The organism is Candidatus Berkiella aquae, assembly GCF_001431295.2.
In the GTDB taxonomy this organism is placed as follows: Bacteria; Pseudomonadota; Gammaproteobacteria; order Berkiellales; family Berkiellaceae; genus Berkiella; species Berkiella aquae.
Window position 1 is genome coordinate 1,975,118 of the sequence record NZ_LKAJ02000001.1, and the last position, 22,930, is coordinate 1,998,047.

21 protein-coding genes are annotated in these 22,930 nt (G+C 36.9%); 13 read left to right on the top strand and 8 right to left on the bottom strand.

Annotated features, from left to right (window positions below; translation table 11 throughout):
* Positions 1–42 precede the first annotated feature (42 nt).
* Entirely contained in the window at positions 43–522 is a 480-nt protein-coding gene (locus tag HT99x_RS08765) for a hypothetical protein (protein ID WP_075065975.1), read from the bottom strand.
* A 322-nt stretch (positions 523–844) separates the two neighbouring features.
* Here HT99x_RS08765 and HT99x_RS08770 point away from each other — a divergent pair, with 322 nt between their 5' ends.
* Entirely contained in the window at positions 845–3,676 is a 2,832-nt protein-coding gene (locus tag HT99x_RS08770) for a patatin-like phospholipase family protein (RefSeq protein WP_075065976.1), read from the top strand.
* 28 nt (positions 3,677–3,704) lie between these two features.
* On the opposite strand, the gene HT99x_RS08775 is transcribed toward HT99x_RS08770, so the two are convergent.
* Both HT99x_RS08775 and HT99x_RS08780 read right to left on the bottom strand, forming a co-directional pair.
* Positions 3,705–4,082 (bottom strand): response regulator, encoded by a 378-nt coding sequence (locus HT99x_RS08775; RefSeq protein ID WP_200957112.1) that lies wholly within the window; start codon positions 4,080–4,082, stop codon positions 3,705–3,707.
* A 165-nt stretch (positions 4,083–4,247) separates the two neighbouring features.
* Positions 4,248–4,781 carry a TetR family transcriptional regulator gene (locus HT99x_RS08780; protein WP_075065977.1) on the bottom strand — a complete coding sequence of 178 codons (534 nt, stop codon included), beginning with the start codon at positions 4,779–4,781 and terminating at the stop codon, positions 4,248–4,250.
* A 98-nt stretch (positions 4,782–4,879) separates the two neighbouring features.
* Here HT99x_RS08780 and HT99x_RS08785 point away from each other — a divergent pair, with 98 nt between their 5' ends.
* The 8 genes from HT99x_RS08785 (at position 4,880) to HT99x_RS08820 (ending at position 13,531) form a co-directional block, all read left to right on the top strand.
* Positions 4,880–6,961, top strand: a complete 2,082-nt coding sequence (locus HT99x_RS08785; protein ID WP_075065978.1) for a response regulator — start codon at positions 4,880–4,882, stop codon at positions 6,959–6,961.
* A 227-nt stretch (positions 6,962–7,188) separates the two neighbouring features.
* Positions 7,189–7,911 carry a PX domain-containing protein gene (locus HT99x_RS08790; protein ID WP_075065979.1) on the top strand — a complete coding sequence of 241 codons (723 nt, stop codon included), beginning with the start codon at positions 7,189–7,191 and terminating at the stop codon, positions 7,909–7,911.
* A 200-nt stretch (positions 7,912–8,111) separates the two neighbouring features.
* Positions 8,112–8,726: a hypothetical protein gene (locus tag HT99x_RS08795; RefSeq protein WP_075065980.1), complete on the top strand. Its 615-nt coding sequence runs from the start codon at positions 8,112–8,114 to the stop codon at positions 8,724–8,726.
* A 348-nt stretch (positions 8,727–9,074) separates the two neighbouring features.
* The gene (locus HT99x_RS08800) at positions 9,075–9,851 is read left to right on the top strand and encodes a hypothetical protein (RefSeq protein WP_075065981.1); all 777 of its coding nucleotides are present in this window, start codon (positions 9,075–9,077) and stop codon (positions 9,849–9,851) included.
* Between the two features lie 194 nt (positions 9,852–10,045).
* Positions 10,046–10,615: a hypothetical protein gene (locus HT99x_RS08805; protein ID WP_139016585.1), complete on the top strand. Its 570-nt coding sequence runs from the start codon at positions 10,046–10,048 to the stop codon at positions 10,613–10,615.
* A gap of 86 nt (positions 10,616–10,701) precedes the next feature.
* On the top strand, positions 10,702–11,682 hold the full coding sequence (locus HT99x_RS08810; protein WP_075065983.1) for an MBL fold metallo-hydrolase: 981 nt from the start codon (positions 10,702–10,704) through the stop codon (positions 11,680–11,682).
* A gap of 187 nt (positions 11,683–11,869) precedes the next feature.
* Complete coding sequence (locus HT99x_RS08815; protein WP_075065984.1) at positions 11,870–12,481, top strand: hypothetical protein; 612 nt, start codon at positions 11,870–11,872, stop codon at positions 12,479–12,481.
* A gap of 243 nt (positions 12,482–12,724) precedes the next feature.
* A complete protein-coding gene (locus tag HT99x_RS08820) occupies positions 12,725–13,531 on the top strand; it encodes a hypothetical protein (protein WP_075065985.1) in 807 nt (268 codons plus the stop codon).
* Positions 13,532–13,597: 66 nt separating this feature from the next.
* Here the strand turns inward: HT99x_RS08820 and HT99x_RS08825 are convergent, their stop codons facing one another.
* From HT99x_RS08825 to HT99x_RS08835, 3 genes are all read right to left on the bottom strand, one after another.
* A complete protein-coding gene (locus HT99x_RS08825) occupies positions 13,598–15,286 on the bottom strand; it encodes a hypothetical protein (RefSeq protein WP_075065986.1) in 1,689 nt (562 codons plus the stop codon).
* Between the two features lie 116 nt (positions 15,287–15,402).
* Entirely contained in the window at positions 15,403–16,254 is an 852-nt protein-coding gene (locus tag HT99x_RS08830) for an alpha/beta fold hydrolase (RefSeq protein WP_075065987.1), read from the bottom strand.
* Between the two features lie 55 nt (positions 16,255–16,309).
* Complete coding sequence (locus HT99x_RS08835) at positions 16,310–17,140, bottom strand: hypothetical protein (RefSeq protein ID WP_075065988.1); 831 nt, start codon at positions 17,138–17,140, stop codon at positions 16,310–16,312.
* A gap of 173 nt (positions 17,141–17,313) precedes the next feature.
* Between HT99x_RS08835 and HT99x_RS08840 the strand changes: the two genes are divergently transcribed.
* The gene (locus HT99x_RS08840; RefSeq protein ID WP_083482836.1) at positions 17,314–18,690 is read left to right on the top strand and encodes a DUF3300 domain-containing protein; all 1,377 of its coding nucleotides are present in this window, start codon (positions 17,314–17,316) and stop codon (positions 18,688–18,690) included.
* 23 nt (positions 18,691–18,713) lie between these two features.
* Positions 18,714–19,646 carry a DUF2950 family protein gene (locus HT99x_RS08845; RefSeq protein ID WP_158003373.1) on the top strand — a complete coding sequence of 311 codons (933 nt, stop codon included), beginning with the start codon at positions 18,714–18,716 and terminating at the stop codon, positions 19,644–19,646.
* 3 nt (positions 19,647–19,649) lie between these two features.
* Here HT99x_RS08845 and HT99x_RS08850 read toward each other — a convergent pair whose 3' ends face one another.
* The gene (locus tag HT99x_RS08850; protein WP_083482837.1) at positions 19,650–21,263 is read right to left on the bottom strand and encodes an MFS transporter; all 1,614 of its coding nucleotides are present in this window, start codon (positions 21,261–21,263) and stop codon (positions 19,650–19,652) included.
* A gap of 156 nt (positions 21,264–21,419) precedes the next feature.
* Here HT99x_RS08850 and HT99x_RS08855 point away from each other — a divergent pair, with 156 nt between their 5' ends.
* Positions 21,420–21,701, top strand: a complete 282-nt coding sequence (locus HT99x_RS08855) for a hypothetical protein (protein WP_075065991.1) — start codon at positions 21,420–21,422, stop codon at positions 21,699–21,701.
* A 5-nt stretch (positions 21,702–21,706) separates the two neighbouring features.
* Positions 21,707–22,240, top strand: a complete 534-nt coding sequence (locus HT99x_RS08860; RefSeq protein ID WP_075065992.1) for a hypothetical protein — start codon at positions 21,707–21,709, stop codon at positions 22,238–22,240.
* A 17-nt stretch (positions 22,241–22,257) separates the two neighbouring features.
* On the opposite strand, the gene HT99x_RS08865 is transcribed toward HT99x_RS08860, so the two are convergent.
* The gene (locus HT99x_RS08865) at positions 22,258–22,707 is read right to left on the bottom strand and encodes a hypothetical protein (RefSeq protein ID WP_075065993.1); all 450 of its coding nucleotides are present in this window, start codon (positions 22,705–22,707) and stop codon (positions 22,258–22,260) included.
* Between the last annotated feature and the right edge of the window lie 223 nt (positions 22,708–22,930).

Here is a 22,930-nt window from a genome sequence, read left to right on the forward strand (position 1 = left end):
CAGATTTGTATGGAAATCTGGGATCTAATGCTTAAATAAAACTCATTGTCCAAATCGTTTTTTCGCGTCTTGAAATTCCGCGGTGAGTGCTTCTTTACCTTCTACTAATCGTTGATTCCTTTCCTGAAGAGATTGGTTTTCCAATTTTAGTGCATAATTGCTTTCACGTGCTTCCTGAAGATTGGCTCTTAATAAGGTAGTGCCTTGTTTAAGGGAGCTGTTTTCATGTTGCAGAGCTTTATTTTTACGTTCTAAATTGTCTATCATCTGAAGCAACTCAGCTTGGCTAACTTCACTATCAAAGAGTTTTTTAGCCTGTTCTATCCCGAATGGTTTCGGCTTTTCTTTTACATTTGTTTGTTTTAGTTCTAAATCTGAATCTGAATCAGATTCCAAATCGGAGTCAGATTCTAAATCGGAATCAGAATCTGAACCCAAATCTAATTTCTTCTTTTTAGCCTCTTCGTCTTCACTATTACCGATTGTTAAGTTTTGTAACGTTGTTAATAAACTATTTAGCATTTTTATTCCCCTGTGAGTTAGAAAGGGGGATATCATAGCAAATCATTTCGAAATTCCATCACACTACTATCACGTAAAGTATACCGTTTATCGGGTAAATAACTTAAACCATCAATTACTAATTAGTAAATGTCTTTTTAATCTTTGGCTGTCCTTTATCTTTGTTAGGTTCTTTAGGCTTCTTTGGGCTTCTGATCATTTATATAGGGTTAAAAATTATAATTTGACAAATTTTACAAATAATGTAAATTTGTAAATATAAGATTTGTGAATGTGCTGTATCACAAGGACAACCTGGCAAATAACCCTAAGGATACATTTTATGAAAAGCGGCACCCAATCTTTACTAAGCCAATCAACTCTTGATAACTTGCTACAAAAAATTGAATCATGGAAATTAGTGGATACCCCTCCCCATGAAATTGCGAAACATTACCAAAATGCAATTAACCCAACCGTGCCCAATGTTGATGAAGCTGTCCGTCTTATTGAATTAATACGAGAACATCATTCCACCATAAACATACCCAAACCTCCCATAAAATATCCCGTATTCCAAGGTGGTGGTGCTAAAGGAGGTGTTTACATTGGCGCTTATGAAGTATTAGATAAAAATGGTTATTTAGATGAAATTGTTTGTCCTGCAGGTACCTCTGCAGGTGGGATCCCCGCCTTTTTCATGGGCTTAGGATTTGATAGTGAACAATTCAAATATTTATCTGAACATATGAACTTTACCGATTTTCTCGATGTTAAAAAGAATGGTTGGGGTGAATTCTTTAGTGGCGCCAAAATTGGTACCGCGCTCGATGTGTTGCGTTATGGTGCAGCCTCCCCTGGTAAATCTTTCCATCAGTGGGCAAGCTTTTTCGTTGAACAAGTATTAGGAGATAAAGATGCAACCTTTCGCGATTTACATGAAAAAATGGCAAGCGACCCTACATTAAAAGAAATGTTATTTATCTCAACTCACTATGGAACCCCACATAGTCTACAAGCACAACAAGTCTTCTCTTTTGAAAACACACCCGATGTTGTGATTGCTGATGCATTTCGCGCCACAATTAGCTTTCCAGGTGCTTTTGAACCTTGGCAAGTAAGACAAAAAGAATTTATTTATGAAACGGGAGCTGATGGTAAGCAAATTCAATCTCTAGACATCCATGGTAACCCACAGTTCGTATTTAAATCATTGGGATACTTTGCGGATGGTGGCATTTTAAATAATTTCCCTGTCAATGCCTTTAATTCCCAGTATTATAGTGATTCACACTATCAGATGCTTGAACGTAAAGATGAACATCATTTGCCCGTTCAAGTAAACCCTTGTGTTGTTGGATTCAGCATCACTCCGATAGAAGAATTAAACGAGGCAATCACCCCTTTGCCTTCGCGTATTAAAGCAATATTACCAACCACGACAGGATTGTCAGCCTCCTCTTCTACTGTCGATTCACATTGGCATTTTAGAGATCTTGCTAAGGCTGTCTTTTGGAATACTATTGGTAAACCCGAAGTTGAAGATGTCGCACAAAAACAATCCTTGTATTTTGACCAAACGGTGCAAATCTGGCCTGACGCTGTCACTACCTTGGAATTTGATATCTCTGCGGAAAAACTAGGTCGTCTTATTCAAAATGGTAATGATGCCACAAAACTTTGGTTACATAAATTTAAAGATGCCAGAGATCATTATCCTCATACCTATGATGACAGATTGACCCAAAAAGAAGAAAGGTTAAAAAGAACCAATCCGCAAAGCTTTTATTTTTGCAAACTTCAAGACCTTTTTTGGGCTTTCAGCAAAGAATTAAAGAAACAACAATCACAACAGAATACGTCAGATGAAGCAATATTAGGTAATACTCACTTAGGCTATTTATCGAATCAAATTTTAGAATGTATTGCTGCTGCCAACGATGATGGTATTGATGTTACTCATAGTGCTTTTGTCAATGCTTGTGAAGCGCATCAGCAGCATATCGATATTGTTGAAAATAATCGCGCAAAACGCTGGAATATGATATTGCCTGATACATTAATTGATAATATTTGCGACAAGTTAAACAAAGAACCTTTGATTGCATTAAAAATGCTAAAAAGTCAATTAAGCAATCTTATTTGGTTATCATCACAAAATAATGGTCAATTGTTGCATGCCATTATTAACACCAATGATGCTCGTTTTGTTGATAAAGCACTTCGTATGATCACTAAAACAATTAACCAAGCCTATTACCATGGTAAAGTGACCGATGTTCAACAAAAATTAAAGGAAATTTTAAGTCAAACAGCACCAAGCCTTTATAGAAACGCCCTGTTGAATCATAATCATGATATTATTCAAATTTTATTGAAGCATGGTGTACCTATTGCTTTAGATGAAGCAATTGCAATAGGTGATTATGATGCCTTTAAATTAATGCTCACAGCGGTCGTTAATAATGATGTTTCACTTTCATCACTGGTTATCAATAAAATTGATTTATGGCAAACTATTTTTAAAAATGCACCTAATGAATTCGTTCATTCATTCTGTGATGACCGTGAATTATTACTAGAAATAATTAATACTAAAAATGATTCATCAGGAAAAAATGTTCTCCATTATCTAGCACAACGAGGCAATGCCACGGGCTTTTGTGCCGTTGCTTATGAAATATTAACTTCACCTGAATTACCTAAAGGCCTACTAACAGCACTCGATGTCAGAGGCAATTCACCGTTGAGCTATATTATTAAGCACAATCGCGGCGATATTTTGCATGCACTGATTAACCAAGGTAAAGGAAAAAAACGTGGCATCTTTAAAAACGGTGATTACTCTTTTGATCAAATCTTTGATTGGAAGGACCCTACCATGGCTAATAATGCAGATTATCGAGATTTAATCCAAGCTTTTAGCAAAACCCCTAAACTCTATCGATATATCATGGATCATTTCAGTAATAAAGACAAAGCACTGGCTATTAACAATCGTGTTGTCAGGGAAAATAAATTTGCTGCATCTTCTTTAACTGACGTGCTTGATTTCACTGTGATTAAACAGGAGCCCATTATCTTTAGAAAGTATAATAAAAACCCCCATCATTCTAAAAGACTAGATATTGACTCAACGCCAAATAATACGGTACTTACCAAACGAGCAGCTTAGGGTTACATTCCTTTCTTCCATCATTATCTTAAAATGGTGGAAGAAAGGATTTTACTGTTTGCGCGAATGAAGACACATCAATCGGCTTGGTAATCACACCTATACACCCACAACCTAATGCATTCTTCCTATCATCATCCATAGCAAATGCGGTAAATGCCACAATAGGTATCGTTCTGGTATCTTGATTCTCTTTTAGTATTTTGGTTACTGCAAATCCATCTATTTCTGGCATTTGCATATCCATTAACACTAAATGCGGTTTTTTCTTTTGTACCAGCTCAATCGCCATACCACCATTAACGGCTTTTAAAATGCAATAACCTTCCCTTTCTAATAATCGTGAAGCGATATCCATATTCATCTCATTGTCTTCAACAATCAGTATTGTTGCCTTGCTCATCATTTTCTCCCCTATGACTGGCTGCATTTTTACACAGCCTATCTTTCTAGCAATTCCCTATCGGTTGAATCAAAACCTCAAATAGTGTATATACACAAATTCAATCACGTGTTACGAGATAGGTCAAACAAGGATTAGATAAAGGGAGTAACTATATTGGGGTTGTGGTTATGGGTGACAAACACAATCAATTAAAATATGAATACGTTTGCGGAGGGTGGTGGTCGTTGGATTATCTGTCGTTAAGCCGCTAAGCGCGAGCCTAAAAACTTCTGCAAGTTCTTGGTTCTGCAATACCGCGCTGGCCATCTGAATGAATTTTTTTCGATATTTTTCTTCAAGCTTAGGCAATGTACTGAATAATTCGCTAAAGAATTCTGGCCCACTAAAAGAATTGGAAATAAGCTGCCAATCTTTTAAGACGATAATCTCAACCATATTAAGGAGTTTATCTTTTTTTGGAAGATCCGATAAAAGCCCCTGCTCTGCAAGGTTATATCGCTCGCTAAACCTATCTTCCATCATACAAGAAAAAAGATCTTCTTTATCTTTGAAGTGTTGATAAATCAATGGTCTGGAGATACCGGTTCTTTGTGCGATGAGATCTAAGCTTGTTTTTGAGTAACCAAACTGAGCAAAACATTCAAATGCTGCTTGGAGAATATCTTGCTTACGGGTTTCCAGTTTTTTAATACGTGGCATGTTACTTCAACCAAGATTTGGATGCTCAATTCTGGCAAAACAAACAGAACATGTCAATTGGACATTTCGCTAACATTCTATCAAGTTAAGGAAAGACTATGCCTCTAGTACTCATTGTTGATGATAGAGCAATCAATCGAGAATACGTGCAGTCAATATTGCAATATTTAAGCTACACAACCTTAGAAGCAAAAAATGGAATAGAAGCGTTCGCTATTGTTAAGAAAGAACGTCCTCATTTAATTATTTCAGATATTTTAATGCCCGAAATGGATGGTTATGAATTTGTCCGTGAACTTAAAAAAATAGAGTCGCTACAAAATATTCCTGTTATTTTTTATACCGCAACCTATCGTAAAGAAGAAGCAAGTCTCTTAGCCAAGGATTTAGGTGTAGAATTTATACTCTCTAAACCGTCTGATCCCCAAGTCATGATAGATACCATACAACAAGCATTAGGCGTAAAAAAAGAAACCAAATTTATCGCATCGCCCTTAATTGAAACGCAAAGTGACTTAAGAACCAATCTTTATCATGCGCCACAAAAGCTAATAGAAATTAGTACCCAAATCCATCACTCCTTAAATCAAATAAATCAATTGAAAAAAATGTTCGAACAAACGGCATTCAGCGCACAAGAAAAGAATGCTTTACTTGCTTTAACCCATGATTTAGCAAATGACATGAATACCTATCGCACCCTCCATAGGGATTTATTTTCATTAATAGAACTGACAATAGAAATGATTTCACAAAAGGATGCACTAAAATTATTACAATTATTCTGTCATGGAACACGAAAATCGGTTGATGCAACATTTGGGATTGCTTGCATTATCGATGATAAAAACCATCTCCAATATATTGCCACTTCTGGAAATGATGATTTAGGATTTAATAAAAATCTGCTTGTATTGGACAACCCGTTTATTAAAGATATCTTACAGGCCCGCTCAGCATTCACTAAAGAAAATATCCAACAACATACGATATCATGGCACAATGCCAACCTTATAAATGCACTTTGCTCACCGATTATGACGAGCAACCAAGTCTACGGTTTTGCTTATTTTATCAATAAAAAACACCATCGCTATTTTGGTGAAGAAGAATTTAGAATGTTAGACACTCTTGTGAGCGAATTAGCTATCTTATACGAAAACATAGCCCTTTATGAAACCATTCAACAACAAACCGTTAAATTAAAAATTGAAGGTTCCAAATTAAAAGCAGTGAAAGATGAATTACAAGAGAGTGAAATCATGTTTCGGCAGTTTGCCGAAAATACTAATGAAGTGTTTTGGCGCACCACTGCCTCTTTAGATAAGCTCATTTACATCAGCCCAGGCTATGAAACTATTTGGGGTAAATCGACTGATTCGATTTATCACAATCCTGCTTCATGGCAAGAGACGGTTATTGAAGAAGACAAAACCAAAGTAGTTACCCATATAAAAGAGCTTATAAGCACCAAAGAAAATGCTTCTTTAGAATATCGCATTAATCATCCCACAGGCTCCATTCGCTCTATATTGAATAAAACTATTTTCATCAAAGACAACTCAGGTGAATTACTTCATATCATCGGTATTGCATCAGATATTACCGAATATTTACAAAACCAAAAAGAAAATATTCTTGAAAATGAACTGGTTGAATTGTTAGAAAAAAACGACTCTCTAACACAAATTATTCCACGGATATTGCAAACCATTTGCAAAATTTTCGAATGGAAAATCGGTGAACTATGGTTAATAGATGAACAAAACAAGGTGTTACAAAATATTGGAATATGGCATAAAAAGAAAAAAGCCTATGCATTCTTTGATGCAGCCACAGTAGGTACTACTCTCACAATGGAGGAAGATTTCCCAGGTCTTATTTGGCAGCATCGCCAAGCCATGCGATTTGGCCAGTATTCAAGTCACCCCTTGTTTAAACGGGCTAACATCATGCATAAACTGCAACTTCATGATGCACTTGGCGTCCCACTGTTATATCAAGATAAAGTGTTAGGCATCATGCACTTTTTTTCACAGCAAATTGCCCCTATCGACGATAACTTCCATCGCATCCTATCGATGCTGGGGACTCGCATTAGTGAATTTATTCATCAGAAAACAACTCATGAGCAATTATTACAGCTTGTCAAACGAGGTTCTTACCGGATTATATTTTAAAACAGAGTTCGAATGCTTGAATGTCTATTCATCGTCTACAAAACCATTCAGTTAGAACAATATTTTTTAATTTTATTCATTATTTTTATTGCCATTTTTAAATCAATGCGATGAAAAATACATGCTCAGACTGTTAACATGACCATTCATCTAGTATTACTTTATCAAAAAAAAAAATTGATTATTAATGTAACCCTAAGAAAAAATATTATTTAGGGGATTACAAAATGTTATATACACCACCATCACTTCGAGTAACAAATGAATCTTTTGCAAATTTATCAAGTTTGCGTGAAAATCAGCAGACGGATTACCAAGAAGGTTTAATGAAAACCGATGATTCCATAGCTTATATTGGTTCACTAGGAAGCGATATATTAAAACCTGAACAAACTGTCGAACCTTATCGCGCAGCTAACGCTAGAGCCAATAATATCGGCAAAGTACTAAATCCTGAAGCAAGATATGATAGTAGCACTGGAAAAAATGAAATATGGACATATCAAAAAAATCAAGCATTTATGCTAGGAGCCATTGAAGCGAGAAAAACCTTTATTCTTGTTACGCCTAAAAATCACTATAAAAATAATCCAGGAGTTACAGGTACTATCGATGAATTGCTTTGGTTGAAGGATAACGGTTATACGTTTACAGAGCAGGATGATGGCACAACACGCTGTGTTCCACCTACTTCACCCAGAAGTGAATTTTCCATTCGCAATTACAACAATGGAAAGGGTGTCTATAAGAAACCATTACTTCACAAAATGCGTGATGAAATTCTAGGATTCGAACCAGAACCTGTCTACACACCTTATCGAAATACATCATATCGCACAGGGCAACAATCTTCGAGTAATTATTCCCAGAATCCACGATACTCAACGACAACATCCGCCGATGATAATGGCAGCTGGAGAAGAAGAACAGCCCTGGCAGTGGGTAACTAAGATCTCATGGATCTACTTCCTGCGGCTCGTCCGCAGGAAAATCACTGATATGTAAAGCTTAACCAAAGAGTTCGAAGGGATTTTTAATCTAGGTTATCACAAATAACTTAAACATTTTTTCCTGACAATACAAAGATAGACTTTGTCTCATAAATTAACTACCATGCCAGTCAGTTTCAGTAATACAAAGGCTAGCATTTATGTTGACATTCACAGATGAGTCGAAAAAATCAACCATACAAAATTTTTGCCTATTAAGTGAACGATGCAATAGCGCTAGAGAACTTAAAGAAAACCTCATCTATAGTGAATATCGTGGTATCAATCTTAATTCCAATACATTAAACGATAATGATTTAATGCAGCTTCAACGATTAACCTATGTTGAAGATTTAAGCATTGCAAATACTAAAATAACAGGGGAATGCCTTCGAACGTTACTTTTTATTCCGGGGCTGAAAGTGCTAGATATTTCTCATAATCGTACACTTGAGCCCTATTTAACGGCTAATATTCTTTGTGAATTTTTACAAAAAACACAATTAGAAGAACTTGATCTTTCAGGCAATCAATTTGGCTGCTTAGAATTATTGGCATTGATAGCTGCTGCTTATACCAGTGCGACCCAAGGCAACTTTAAAACCCTAATACTGGGAAAACTCGAGCATCTCGAAAATCATCATGATGATCAAATTGATTTATTGTATAGAGGTATGCAGACATTGGCGCAAATCAATCCTGCTGTTACGATTGAATGCTCAACTTTTGCTGGCTATGAAATGTATTTAAATAATAATAAGTTAAAGCTCTATTAACATTATTGTATAAAATCTCTCAAGATTATTTATGTTCCACTATCATGTATGTTAGTTTTTCAACACATAAATACAAAACAACATCATCATAATGTGTTATTTGAGCAACTCTTAATATGAGTCATGCGCTATATTCTCTTAAAATCAGTCTGCTTTTATTAAATACCATATCAATTTCATTCGCATTGTTAAATCAAAAATGAAATTCGTTGTTCAATGACTTATTCATACCGTCAAAGCAACCATTCATCCGGTATTCCTTTACCCAGATATCAACTTGTTTAACTATCGTTACATAAAAATTATTACACAAAAATTTATTATTAATTAACGAGGGGATTAAACACCATGTTGTATTCAGGTGCATCAAGATTAAGAGAAGATTTAACTGATTTATCTGTTTTGAGAAGAACAGAAAGCGCAGATTATCAAGAAGGTTTAATGAAAACCGAGGATATGACTGCTTATATCGGTACCCTCAAGAAAAATGCAGGCAGCAAAAAACATTTAACAGAAGAGCAAACAATCGCTTTTTATGTACGAAAACCCGCTAGTGTCGGAAGAGTATTAGATCCAGAAAGAAGAGGTGATACTTGGTCCTATGAAAAAAACAAAGCTTTCATGTTGGGCGCCATTGAAGCTGGTAAAACCTTTATTCTCGTTACACCTAAAGGCATTTATGATAAATCGTACATTACACAAACTGTCGATGAATTACTCTGGTTAAAAGATAATGGCTATACTTTTACTGAGCGAGATGATGGTAGCATGATCTGCAAGCCACCAGCACAAACTCAAGATCCAATAATGCGAAACTATTTAAATGGGAAAGGAATATATAGCGAACTTTCGATGAATGATAAGAAAGATGCAATTCTAGGGTTTAAACCTCAAGTGTATACCCCAAGATTTTCATCAACGCCTACTCAGAGAACTTCTATTGCTGATAGCAGCAATAACTGGCGCTCAACATCGGCAGCCGACACTTCGGTGAACTGGCGGTCGCAGCCTAGCAAAACAGATACGGTTGCTAGCAATAATTGCGGACAACAAGCAATGGACGTTGAAGATGGTTGGAAAGTGGTACCAAAAAGAGGCAGCAAAAAACCAACACAGACCTTTTAATCGTCGAGTGTTGTATATCACTTGGTCGCATGGATAACTTTTACAAGTTATCCTGCAACTGCTTGAAACAAACATGCTATTCTAAAGATGGACTTTACTTAATAAATTAACTACTATGCCAGTCTTCTCAGGTTTTTTCATAAAGGGCTGTTTTAGTTATGTTAACTTTTACTAACTCTCTTAAGATTTGTCTTTTGTCCGAAAGATGCAATAGCCTTGAAGAACTGAAAAAAAGAATTACCGACAAAAATTATAAAGCCATTACTCTCAATGACAATACCTTAAATGATAAAGATTTATTGTACTTACAATCTTTAATGTATCTTGAAGATTTAAGCATTGCAGCAACCGATATTACAGGGAGTTGTCTTAAGGATTTGCTTCACATTCCCGGCCTTAGAAAACTTGATATTTCCTGCAATGAGTCACTTAATCTTCAAGTAACTTTGGAAGTACTCACTGAACATCTCCCTCAAACTCATCTCGCAGAACTTGATTTATCTGGCAATCCATTTGATTGTATTTCTTTAGTCTTGCTGATTTCAACCGCATTTTCCTGCGCGCACAAAGGTTTTAAAAGATTAGCGCTAGGTAATCTAGAACATCTTGAACATACGCAAATAGATTTATTACATCAAGCTATTCAAAGCCAAACAGCATCAAATCCAGTCATTATTGATTCCCCTACTTTAAGAGCATACGAAGAATATTTATTTAATCCTCAAAATATGAAGCAGTTAAAAAACCCGCAAAAACCCTCATGACTATTTCGTGAAGCTACTTCTATTGAATTGCAGTCTGCCTTAAGATTCACTATGATATACAATTAGTAATCTTAAGTTTTTGCGACATGAAACCAAGTAATGATCATTTTGATGGAAAACACTTTTATAATTTTTGGCAAAACAAAATTACCAGCAAAGGTTGGTTAGATTTTTGGAAATGGAAGTTTTTTCAACAACAATCAAAATGGCCTACACAGGTTGAAAACACTGAAACACCAGCCTTGCCCCTATCCATTTTACCCGATGAGTTTTATATCACTTTTATCAATCATTCTACTGAACTCATCCAAACATACGGTTTAAACATCTTAACTGATCCGCTCTTTTCTTTGCGAACGAGCCCCGTTTCGTGGTTAGGTCCCAAAAGAGTCAGAGCACCTGGTTTGGCTTTAAAAGATCTACCTAAAATTGATATCGTTATTATCAGCCATAACCATTATGATCATATGGATTTAGTCTCCTTAAAAGCACTTACGGAGAAAGATAATCCCCTTTTTATTGTCCCTTTACAAAATGCTTACATCTTAAATAAAAAAGGAATAACGAATATCATTGAACTTGATTGGTGGCAAACGCATTACATCAACGAAAACCGCTCGATTACAGCAGTTCCGGCGCAACATTGGTCAAAAAGAACCTTATTCGATACCAATAAATCATTATGGTGTAGCTTTATTATTAATATAGATGAAACCCAAATCTTTTTTGCAGGTGATACGGGTTTTAGCGAACATTTTAAACTGATTAAACAGCGTATGGGAAAGATGGATATTTGCTTACTTCCCATCGGTTCGTATGAGCCTCGCTGGTTTATGAAAGCCAATCATCTTAACCCAGAAGAAGCAGTTAAAGCGCATATTGATTTAGGCAGCACCTTAAGCATAGGCATGCATTATGGTACTTTTCAATTATCTGACGAGTCATATGATGACCCGATTAATCATTTACAACTCGCTTTACAGCAACTTCAAATAAACAAAAATCACTTTCTCACGCCAACGAATGGCAAGACTATCTACTTCAATAAAAATCCAAAATCTACCTAGAAGGCGAAGTATTAACCTAATAGCGTTCGAAGAAGATTTTCAATCTGGGTTGCACGGATAACTTTAGCACGTTATCCCGTTACAACAAAGAGAGTAGTACATCTCTTTTACAACATCCTAAAGATAGACTTTGCCTAATAAATTAACTACTATGCCAGTGATTCAACCGTAATCTAAAGGCTATCAAATGTTAACGTTTACACCTGAGTCTAAAAAATCAACCGTAAAACGTTTTTGCTTACTAAGCGAACGATGCAACAGTCTTGCAGAACTTAAAGAAAATCTCATCTATTCAGAATATTGTGGTATAAATCTTAATGCCAATACATTAAGAGATAATGATTTAATGTACCTACAACAATTAACCTACCTTGAAAATTTAAGTATTGCAGATACTGAAATAACGGGTGAGTGTCTTCGAACGTTACTTCTTATCCCAGGACTAAAAGTGTTCGATATTTCTTATAACTCTGCGCTTAATTCTGATTTAACCGCTGCTATCATAAGTGAGATTTTACCCAAAACACAATTAGAAGAACTTGATCTTTCCGGTAATGAATTTTCCTGTTTAGAGTTATTAACTATAATAGCTACTGCTTTCACTTGTGCAAAACAAGGTCACTTTAAAACCTTAACACTAGGTCGATTAAAACATCTTGAAAATAAGCATGATGATCAAATTGAATTTTTATACCAATCTATTCAAGCACTGGCGCAAATCAATCACACCCCCGTTACGATTAATAGCTCAACGTTAAGAGGATATGAAGAATATTCGAATAGTTTAAGACATCGTTAACGCTACTATATAAGCCTCCAAGATTACTTATGAGACACATCCTTTTATAGGTAAACTTGAATTCATTGAATCTTTATAACTCTAGCCATTATCATTTTCTATCGATCAACATTCAAACTATTACTTTACATGCAATTTCATACTGCTTAAAAAACCATTCATCTAGTATTCATTTCTCTAATAAATGATATGTCTTAATATTTCCATATAAAAATATCAATTATTATGGGGAATTAGAACATCATGTTATCATTTAAATCAGACACAACTACAGAAGATCTCGCTGATGATCTAGGTGGTTTATTTCTTGGCCCACAATATTTGCGGAAAGATTTTGCGCCAAAAGAAAATACCGCTACGTCATATTCAAGTCCGCAATATGCACAAGAAGATTTCTCTCGGAAAAAGAGCATTACTTCACGGGAAGATCTGGTAGACTTATCACGCTTACGTGAAGAAGAAAAAACAGATTATCAAGAAGGGTTAATGGAAACGGATGATATGACCGCATACATCGGTTCCCTCAAGGTTAAAGGAGACTTAAAATATGATCAAACAGTCGCACCTTACCGGGCTGATAGAAAGAGTAATATAGGGAAAGTATTAAATCCAGAAGGAAGAGGAGAGAAATGGTCATACAAAAAAAATCAGGCTTTTATGCTAGGGGCAATTGAAGCGGGGAAAACATTTATCCTTGTCACACCTAAAAGTCATTATGATAGTTCCTTCATTACAGGCACTATCGATGAATTGCTCTGGTTAAAAGATAATGGTTATACATTTTATGTACGTAATGATGACACAGTCGCTTGTCATCCCCCTATTAAACGGAGTAGCCCTATCATTCGTAATTATCACAACGGCAACGGGATTTATAATCAAAGTTCTATGAATGATATGCGTGAGGAAATTCTGGGATTTACATCACCAACTTATACACCTTATCGTTCAAAAACTTTGGAAACAGGATCGAGACCTCAATACTTGAGTACACCTAACACGGATAATGGTATCTCGAGAAATAAACCTGGTATTACTGTAGGTAGCTAATCAGAAAAGCCTGAATAATGTTATGAAACATTATTCAGGCTTTTCTGATAGAAACAAAACTGTAAACTAGCAACGAACCATCACAGGCACCCGCAAGTTAGCAGAATCGGCATAACTAAAGGATTTTTGTTGCTGTTTAGCACAACTTTGCACTTGCTGATTAAATATATTGGTCAGCGCTTGCTTTAATTGCTGTTCAGAAATAATCTCTTTAGGTGCTGCTTTTTCAACATTCAGCATTTTTTTCAGCTTGCTTAATTCAACAGATGGCTTAACCTCTTGTTTAGGGGAGTTCATTTCTACCCATTTTCTTGCCCATGGATGCTGCGCTTCAAATGTTGCATCGGCATCAAGTCGATGTTTCATCACATTCACCAGTAAATTACGATTGTCATTCAATGCACGATATTTCACAACCATCGCTGGGCTATCTAAGAATTTAAAGAACTCTTCTTTAGTCAGCGGCGTTCCGTGCTTTGCTAATAAGTTCATATGATACCAAAGGGTATGAATACCACCTCTATCAATCGCATCTTTGCATGACATATTGTAAGCACGTGGATTTAAAACCTCTAATATATAATTAGATAAATTCCACTTTACAAACTGAAACAATACCGCATTTCTCTTTTCAGGTGTTAAATTGATATCGCTTAAGTCTTTACCTTTAACATCAGGAATGACTTCATTAATAGCCGACTTGAGTAACGTTTCAATAAGACGTTCATTAAATGGTTCACCAAAGAGCGCTTTCTTAACATCTTTCGACATGGAAAAATCATTGCGATCCAGTTTGATGCTTTCAATCAGTTGGTTTGCAAGATCTTTCATATTGATTTTATGATTACTGATAGCAGCTCCCTTTTTCATACTAAATCCATCTAGAAAAAAACCACCATCGGCAGGTAAGGTAATCACGGCTGCGCGATAATCTTTAGCTAAATTAATGCACTCTAGTGCTGCAGCCCGTGTTCCTTCTGAATTTCTCACAAATTGATCTAGCTTCTTTGCTATGCCTTCTTTTTTAACATCTTGTCGACTTTCTTCAGTTTTCATTAAACTGATATAAACATAGTCATATTGACCCTGTGGATTTTGGGGAGCTACGTCCACTCGATTACGTGCATTAGCTAATAAATATCGCTGAAAGGTACTATTGACATACCCACTGTCTCGAGTTTGTGCGCCAATTCGTAAACAGGTGCGATGGGTTGGTAAACGATTTTCAGAAAATGGTAAATAAGGAACATTATTTCGTTTTAATGGATTGTAACCAAACCCGCCTAACATGCTAGCAAAGAATGCATTTAAAGGATTATCTGGGTGCCTAATATCTTTTTTACTTAAACCATCAGTTTTTTTAATGAGGTTTTTTTGCAAATTATTTTTGCTTTCAATTTCACCTTCATTGATAACATTATCAAAGAGAAAATCATGTATTTTATTTTGATTTTCAAAGGTTCTTATAAATAAACCATCTAAATAGGTTGCAGTTTTTCTCTCACGAGAATTGAGTTCTAAATCAGCTACTTTTTCGATAGCATTATGATATTTAAAATAAAGATCGGCGTAATTAAACTCTTTATTAAAGTCAGATGAAATTTTTGATACTTTATTGAGGATCTTCGCTAATTGCTTATATTCTTTTTTATTGGGAAATTGCTTAATATCAATATTTTGTAAGCAATAACGTTTAATTTCCTGCAAGTAATGAAAAGTGGCTTGCTGGTGTATATTCATTTTTTCGGGCTTCATATCACATCTCAGGTCAGGAATAACTATTGGCAAAGTAACACAACTTACTATATTGTGAAGTCAAAGAAGGATAGGCTGTCATTGTTCGAAGATGAATGGTTTGGGGATAGCTTCTGTTACGATTTGACGAATTCTAAGATAGCATTAATGACTGATTTTTCGTATAACACTTTGCGATGGCCTAATTCCTTAGTACCATAAAAAGAGCCATGTTGAAGGATATTCGCAATATCTTTACCGTCTTGATAAGGAACCACATCATCTTGCTCATCATGCACAATGAGTACGGGTTGCGTTATTCTAGCACCGTTCTTAATAAGCGAAAATTGCTCTACCACATCATCACCAAAGTTCTTTTTCAGCGTTTTGATAATGTAAGCTTTGACAGAATCTGAAAGCTGTAAGGTCTCTGAGAATTGATTAAATGCAGTATTGAGGGTAGATGGCGGGCAAATCATCACAATCTTTTTCAATGCAACGTTATCGTTGTAATAGTGCGCAAATATCATCCCTCCAAAGGAATGAGTGATGACTGCATGTAAATGATCAATTTGTTTAATGACTTCATCCACAGCATATCCCATTTCAATTGCATTGGTTCGTTTGCCATCAGATTGACCGTGCGCAGGCATATCAAGGCTGACGACTTGAAAGCCTGCTTGATTAAGCTCATCAATGAACCCACAAGCTTGCGTTCCGCGACCACCCCACCCATGGGCAAATAGTATGGTTGGCCCTTCTCCCCAGGCCCAAGTTCTGATTTTTAAGTCGTTTACCAAAACAAACCCCGCTTTAGCGCGTTGAAGGAAAACTTGTTCACGTTCAGGGGGGGTAAAACGAGGGGGGGTAATCCAAAGTTTATAAGCTAAACGATTCATCAATCCAGGGAAAACGGGCGTTAATACTTTAAACACCAGTCGCGTAAGAACCAATGCAGCTGGATCATTATTTGCCTTTTTTTCTGCCATGATGCCGCTCATCAAATAAGGATTGTTTAAGTATAACTAAATCGCTTAGATTGTGCTATCCAGGTGTTTTTTTGCATTGAGGCGTACCGGCAGCAGTCGCTGTATTCAACGTACTACAACCCAGATTCATGTTATTGGCACTATCCAATCTTTGGAATTTAATTGCAAACGGTGATGCGTTCTTTGATGATTCACCCACTCTATTAAAAGCGGGTACCAAAGCTTTACGTTTGGTAGGCACTTCACCAAAATGTAAAATTGCTGATGCATCATCCGACAAATTATCAAGAGAACAACTTTTCACATCACCGTTTTCAAAGAATGAGATAATTTCTCCTCCTGAAAAAGTAATCATTTCTTTAAATTGAATAATTTTCATGTCGTTGGGGTGTTTAATAAATCTTTCTGTTAATGCGTTGGTAAATTGTGTAGATTTTGCCATACCACAAGAAAAAATGACGAGTTCTTTCAGTTTTCGACTAGTATTGTTGATGTGAAATCTTTTTAGTAATTCATTTAAGACATCTATATATTCATCTGTATCATAACCTGCAATTTTATCGTTATTATCAGCATCGCCACGAAACGCTTGGCCATTCACGATAAGTCTTACTTCACCTTCAGGCTCAATAATTTCTGAAGGAACATCATCATAATCAGTCAACAATTTAATACCATTTCGCTGTGCCAACAGATTTTGCACATGCCATTTTGTTACGTTTTTTTCATGAACGTAGTCTTCACAAACATAAAATCGATATTTGCTGCCAAAATGCAAACATAAATTTATGCCCGCTTCTGACGTGCCTATGATGTCATGTTTTACATTGATCATGTTAAGTTCATCTGGGTAAACATGAAATAGATCGACAATAATAGTTTGCATGCTTAAATCCTAAATTTATAGTAGAAGCATCATATGAAGACCTAAACGAAACATTCTACTTTTTTAAGATAATCGTTAATAAATCCATGATAAGTCAGACTATTCATAAACACAGTAACATTCCCTCCCCCATTTACCGATAACTGTCATTGCTTGATTCTTACAGGAGCACCATGATGGATCGTGCATATAAAACAATTATTTCCGTAATATTAGCTTTTTTGATCCCTTGGCAAAGTTATGCTGAACAAGCAGCACAACAAGCGCTATCTAAAGAGGAACTCGAGCAATTAGTTGCTCCTATTGCACTTTATCCCGATCCCTTATTAGCGCAGATCTTAATGGCCTCTACCTACCCGCTTGAAATCGTAACAGCCGATCGCTGGATAAAGACTAATCCTAATTTAAAAGGAAAAGCACTTGAAGATGCACTGCAACAACAAACCTGGGATCCCAGCGTAAAATCGCTCACTGCTGTGCCAGATGTATTAAACCAAATGAATGACAAATTAGATATGACGATTAAATTGGGCGATGCATTCCTTGGCCAACAAGCCGATGTGATGAATGCCGTGCAAACATTACGTGCAAAAGCACAATCGGCTGGAAATTTAAAATCAAGCAAAGAACAAGTGGTTAATGCCGCACCTGAAACAGTGCCAGAAGCGGCATCATCACAAAATGTTGCAACACAAGCAGATAGTAGCCCCATCATTACGATTGAACCTACTAATCCTGAAGTGATCTACGTGCCATCTTATGATCCAAGCACCGTATATGGTTCATGGGCTTATCCTGCTTATCCTCCCTATTCTTACTATCCTGCAGGCTATTATACAGCAGGTATGGCATTATCATTTGGCGCAGGATTATGGGTTGGTAATGCATTATGGGGACATTGTGACTGGCGAGGTCATAATGTCAATATTAATGTTAATCAATTTAATCAATTCAATCGCACCAATATCAATGATGGCAATTGGCATCATGATGTAGCACACCGTGGCGGCGTTCCTTATCGCGATCGTACTGCTCAACAACAATTTGCAAATTCACAATTGAAGGATGCAAAGGCCCGAGATGCCTTTCGTGGGCGCGCTGAAGAAGGACGTCGCGAAATTGCTCAAGATGGCCCCAATGCCATGCAGCGAATGGAGCATCAAGGACAACAGCGTGAAGATAACTTTAATCGAGATAATTTAAATCGAAATAATTTTGCTCAAGATGCAGATAGACATCCTAATCTAGCAGGACAAGAACAAAGAATTGCACCACTTAACCGTCCTGATAATGCGCAAAGAATCAATCCTCAGCAATTTCATCCCGAGCAACAATTTCATCCTCAAAGAGGCGCAGAATCTCGTTCTGGCGCTTTCGACGGTATTAATCGTGGCGAAGAAATGCGTCACTTTAGTGATCGCGGAGCCGCAAGTCGTGGTGGATTTCAAGGTGGTGGCGGTTTCCACGGCGGTGGAGAATTTCACGGTGGTGGCGGATTCCATGGTGGCGGCGGTGGTGGTTTTCATGGTGGTGGTGGCAGACGTCGCTAAAGCAATAAAGGAGAATAATGCTCATGCATCCAACAATACGCATTTTAGGTGTTACAACAGCGACTTTGGCACTTTGCACATCAGTTAATGCTGCAACTCAAAATACCAAACAAATGAGCTTTTCCTCACCAGAAGAAGCCGTCACAACCTTTGTCTCTAGCATTAAAGCGGATGATAAAGATAAATTAATCCAAATTTTTGGCACAGAAGCAAAACCCCTCGTAGAATCTGGCGATGCCATTGAAGACAAAGCGAATCGTGAGTTATTTCTAAAAGCCTATAACAATGCGAATAAACTTGAAAAAGTAAGTGATACCAAGTTTATTTTAACTATCGGCAAAGATAATTGGCAGTTTCCGATCCCGCTCGTGCAAGAAGCCAATAGTTGGCATTTTGATACCGATTCAGGCAAGGAAGAAATTCTTAACCGTCGAATTGGACGCAATGAGATTTCAGTGATGAAAGCATTGCTTGCCTATGTCGATGCACAACATGACTATTATCTGAGTAATCCTCAACAAGATAAACAGCTGAGTTATGCGCAAAAGTTTCAAAGCACGCTTAATACCCATGATGGGCTTTATTACCCTGTTAAAAGTGGTGAAACGCCTAGCCCCTTAGGTGAGTTTTATGCGAAAGCGCATAGCGAAGGACATGACGCTAATTCAGAATCAAAACAGCCTTATTATGGTTATTTTTATCGGATCTTAAAAAGTCAGGGACCTGATGCCAAAGGCGGCGCCTATGATTACCTGGTTCAAGGTAAGATGATTGGTGGGCATGCTTTAATTGCCTGGCCTGCAACCTATGGCAATACGGGTATGATGACCTTTATTGTCAATCAAGAAGGTAAAATCTACGAAAAAGATCTGGGTGCTAACACTCAAGTCGATGTAGAAAAGATAACCACCTTTAATCCAGATAAGACTTGGAAAATGGTCAAAGAAGCTAATTAATTTTCAAGTACGAGCGGTATATTCACGAGCCACATAATGCGTCGCTTTAGGTTTGGGAGTGCCTTCATGATAGGCATTCACTGCCATTTGGATTTTACGATCAGCAATAGAAACCCGCTCATGAAATCGTAAGTGCTCAAGCCATGATTCTACCATAAAGCATTCGACATATTTTTTGGGATTTTCAATATCATTAAAAATGCTCCAAAAAAATGAGCCTTCACGTAAGCGAGTTAACCGCAATTTTTGAATTTCTTCTAAAAATTTGCTTACATTTTCTGGAGCAACTTGATATTCAACCGTCACCATCACTGGCCCTTCATCATGACTTAGCTCTTTTTCAACAGACGGTGCAGGTAAATCCATCGAGGGGGTATGATCATAAACAATATTGTCTTCTAAAGTCCATCGCAAGGTCATTAGATTAGCCACAACTAAACCAAGACTAGCAGTAACAAAAGCCACCGTAATATTAAAATGGGCAGTTACAATACCCCATAATAATCCTCCTAAGGCCATACCACCAAAAAAAATCATCAGATAAACGGATATAGCACGTGCTCTCACCCAAGGAGGCGCACTTTGTTGCACAACGGCATTTAAAGTGGATAACACCGATATCCAGGCAATGCCAATAAAAAACATGGCAAAACAGGTGTAATAAAAATCTTTAACCAAGGGTATCGTCAACATCGTCACCGCAAATACCGCAGTACCCGCCAATATTAATTTATCCAACCCTAATTTGTGCCTCATTTTTTGCATTGTAAAAGCGCCAAAAACAGCACCCAGGCCTATCATGGCGAGTAAGATCCCATAACCTGTGGGCCCTTTATGTAGAAGATTACGGACAATTAAGGGTAGTAATGACCATATGGAACTGGTAAAAAGAAAAATTGCACCTGCTTTTACTAATACTTTAATTAAAACAGGCGAACCTTTTACATAACGGATCCCTGCGCGCATAGCCCCAAAAAATCTTTCAGCAGGCAAGGTTGTGATAGGTTGTTCACGCTTCCACTGCTTGAGCGTGATGATAATACCTAAAAACGAGGCCGCATTAATGGCAAAAACAGCAGCAGGGCCTAATGTCGCAATAATCACACCGGCAATAGCAGGGCCAATGGTGCGCGAAAAATTAACGCCCATACTATTTAACGTAATCGCCCCTACCAATTGATGGGGAGGCACCAATTCAGAAACAATAGCCTGCCATGTAGGCGCATTTAAAGCAGTTCCTGCACTCAAGCAGAATGTTAACGCTAGTAAGATGGTTGGGGTTATTTTGCCCATAAAACTGATAATGGCTAAGCTTGCCGCAATAACCATCATCCAGCTCTGTAAAACCATTAAATAGCGACGTCTATCTAAAATATCAGCAAGAGCTCCTGCTGGGATCGCTAATAAACAAACAGAAAAGGCAGATGTTGCTTGAACCATTGCCACCAGAATAGGCTGTGTTGTCAGCATTGTCATTAACCATGCTGCACTTACCTCATGCATCCAAGTACCAATATTAGAAATCAGTGAAGTTATCCACAATGTTCTAAAAACGGGATACTGGAATGAAGACCAGATTGAATCGGTTGAGACTGATTTTTTCGTATCCATTTCCATTTATTCGGCTTAATGCCTTCATTTCCTTATGATATGTGCAGAACAACGTTTTATAGCAAATTTTAGCGTGATATTGTTGAATTAGGATCAATGCAAGGTTGTATAGGGAAAAATACACTGTAAATAAGTTGACAAGGATAAAACTGAGGAGGTTTTATGAACTACCATAAAATCAAATCGATGAAGATTTCATTTATTAGCGGATATATTGGGATAGCTTTATTCGTACCTCAACTCTATGCTTATGATGGGCAACAACAGCAGGTGCAACAACAACAGTTATTACAACAGCAGCAACTCGATCAGCAACGTGAACAAATGCGATTACAACAGATGGAAAATAAAATTGAACTACAAAGCCAATCACGTGAAATCAAACGTATGCAGCAAGAGATGCAAAATAGCAAAATGGAAGAATATCGCAACCAAAATAGGTAAATTTTATGAGATACTCGATTCTCAAAAAAATTATTTTTCTTAGCGTTTGCTGCGGTTCAATTTTGCCTCCTTCTTTGTCATTGGCTTATGATCTACAACAACACCAACAACAGCAAGCCTTAGAAAAGCTTAAAAGTATCAAACAACAACGCGAACTCCAAGTCGAACAACAACATCAAGAAAAAATACAGCAAAATCCGATGGAAGAAAGTAGAAAAGCACGAGATCAACAACGAGATATTCAAGATGTGCAAAATGAAGAAAGAGCAAAAACCCATCAAAGCCAACGTGAATTACAACGCCAACATGTTGAAACAGAAGATTCCAAGGGAATGGAAACCAATCGCAGCCCAAGAGACGTACAGCGTACTCAAATAAAAATTCAGGAAATCCAAGGACATGATACTACCAGTAGCCCGCGCGATGTTCTACGAGATCAACAAGAAAAAACGGACGAGTTAAGTCCCGAGAAACGCAATATCAGTCCACGAGAATTACAACGTCAGCAACAGCATGATATAGAACAAAAAAAACCGTGACATCCTTGTATTGCTATTTATGGCGGGGTGCAAGTTTTTTGCTTCACATTGCGACTTTTTACATCGGGTGGATTTTGTATCTCTCTTGTTCTTATATTATTGTATGCGGATAATAATGGACTCGCTTTCCTTTTCCTTTGAAATTCCCTGCTTGTTATCAATTCATATTGAAAACCACAGAATCCCTCTATTTCATATCTTATATCCTCAACTCTTTTATGCAGCATCTGTGATATAAAGGTGTCCTTTTCATCAAAGGCATTCATGAGCGTAAAACCATCCTGGATGGCTTTAGGAATACCATGAGCAAAATGCAGATTAGCTAGCTCAAGCGCATCACCCAAGACTATCGCAAAACCACTTTTCCCCAATCTAGTATACGGCGTTTCTGCTATTTCATGTGTAACAGAAAAGATAGATATAGTCGTTGTATCTTGAACAAGAATTTTTGATGGATTAACTGACATTTGGAATTCATTTTGCAAAATAGGCTCTATAAATTCAATTAATTTCTTTTTATCAGTTACGCCAAGTAATTCTGCAGGAATTTTTCTTCTAACATTTTGAGTTGAAATTCTTCAAACTTTTTGATGGAAATAATATTCTTCTTACCTCTCAAATGACTAATAAAATCTTGAACACCTTTATGCCCTTTTAGCAATTACGCTAAACAAGCTGATAAACCTGCGA

Bases quoted from the DNA above. Each gene is read 5' to 3' on its own strand.
- HT99x_RS08765 (WP_075065975.1), bottom strand. From the start codon at position 522: ATGCTAAATAGTTTATTAACAACGTTACAAAACTTAACAATCGGTAAT.
- HT99x_RS08770 (WP_075065976.1), top strand. From the start codon at position 845: ATGAAAAGCGGCACCCAATCTTTACTAAGCCAATCAACTCTTGATAAC.
- HT99x_RS08775 (WP_200957112.1), bottom strand. From the start codon at position 4,082: ATGATGAGCAAGGCAACAATACTGATTGTTGAAGACAATGAGATGAAT.
- HT99x_RS08780 (WP_075065977.1), bottom strand. From the start codon at position 4,781: ATGCCACGTATTAAAAAACTGGAAACCCGTAAGCAAGATATTCTCCAA.
- HT99x_RS08785 (WP_075065978.1), top strand. From the start codon at position 4,880: ATGCCTCTAGTACTCATTGTTGATGATAGAGCAATCAATCGAGAATAC.
- HT99x_RS08790 (WP_075065979.1), top strand. From the start codon at position 7,189: ATGTTATATACACCACCATCACTTCGAGTAACAAATGAATCTTTTGCA.
- HT99x_RS08795 (WP_075065980.1), top strand. From the start codon at position 8,112: ATGTTGACATTCACAGATGAGTCGAAAAAATCAACCATACAAAATTTT.
- HT99x_RS08800 (WP_075065981.1), top strand. From the start codon at position 9,075: ATGTTGTATTCAGGTGCATCAAGATTAAGAGAAGATTTAACTGATTTA.
- HT99x_RS08810 (WP_075065983.1), top strand. From the start codon at position 10,702: ATGAAACCAAGTAATGATCATTTTGATGGAAAACACTTTTATAATTTT.
- HT99x_RS08815 (WP_075065984.1), top strand. From the start codon at position 11,870: ATGTTAACGTTTACACCTGAGTCTAAAAAATCAACCGTAAAACGTTTT.
- HT99x_RS08820 (WP_075065985.1), top strand. From the start codon at position 12,725: ATGTTATCATTTAAATCAGACACAACTACAGAAGATCTCGCTGATGAT.
- HT99x_RS08825 (WP_075065986.1), bottom strand. From the start codon at position 15,286: ATGAAGCCCGAAAAAATGAATATACACCAGCAAGCCACTTTTCATTAC.
- HT99x_RS08830 (WP_075065987.1), bottom strand. From the start codon at position 16,254: ATGGCAGAAAAAAAGGCAAATAATGATCCAGCTGCATTGGTTCTTACG.
- HT99x_RS08835 (WP_075065988.1), bottom strand. From the start codon at position 17,140: ATGCAAACTATTATTGTCGATCTATTTCATGTTTACCCAGATGAACTT.
- HT99x_RS08840 (WP_083482836.1), top strand. From the start codon at position 17,314: ATGATGGATCGTGCATATAAAACAATTATTTCCGTAATATTAGCTTTT.
- HT99x_RS08845 (WP_158003373.1), top strand. From the start codon at position 18,714: ATGCATCCAACAATACGCATTTTAGGTGTTACAACAGCGACTTTGGCA.
- HT99x_RS08850 (WP_083482837.1), bottom strand. From the start codon at position 21,263: ATGGAAATGGATACGAAAAAATCAGTCTCAACCGATTCAATCTGGTCT.
- HT99x_RS08855 (WP_075065991.1), top strand. From the start codon at position 21,420: ATGAACTACCATAAAATCAAATCGATGAAGATTTCATTTATTAGCGGA.
- HT99x_RS08860 (WP_075065992.1), top strand. From the start codon at position 21,707: ATGAGATACTCGATTCTCAAAAAAATTATTTTTCTTAGCGTTTGCTGC.
- HT99x_RS08865 (WP_075065993.1), bottom strand. From the start codon at position 22,707: ATGTCAGTTAATCCATCAAAAATTCTTGTTCAAGATACAACGACTATA.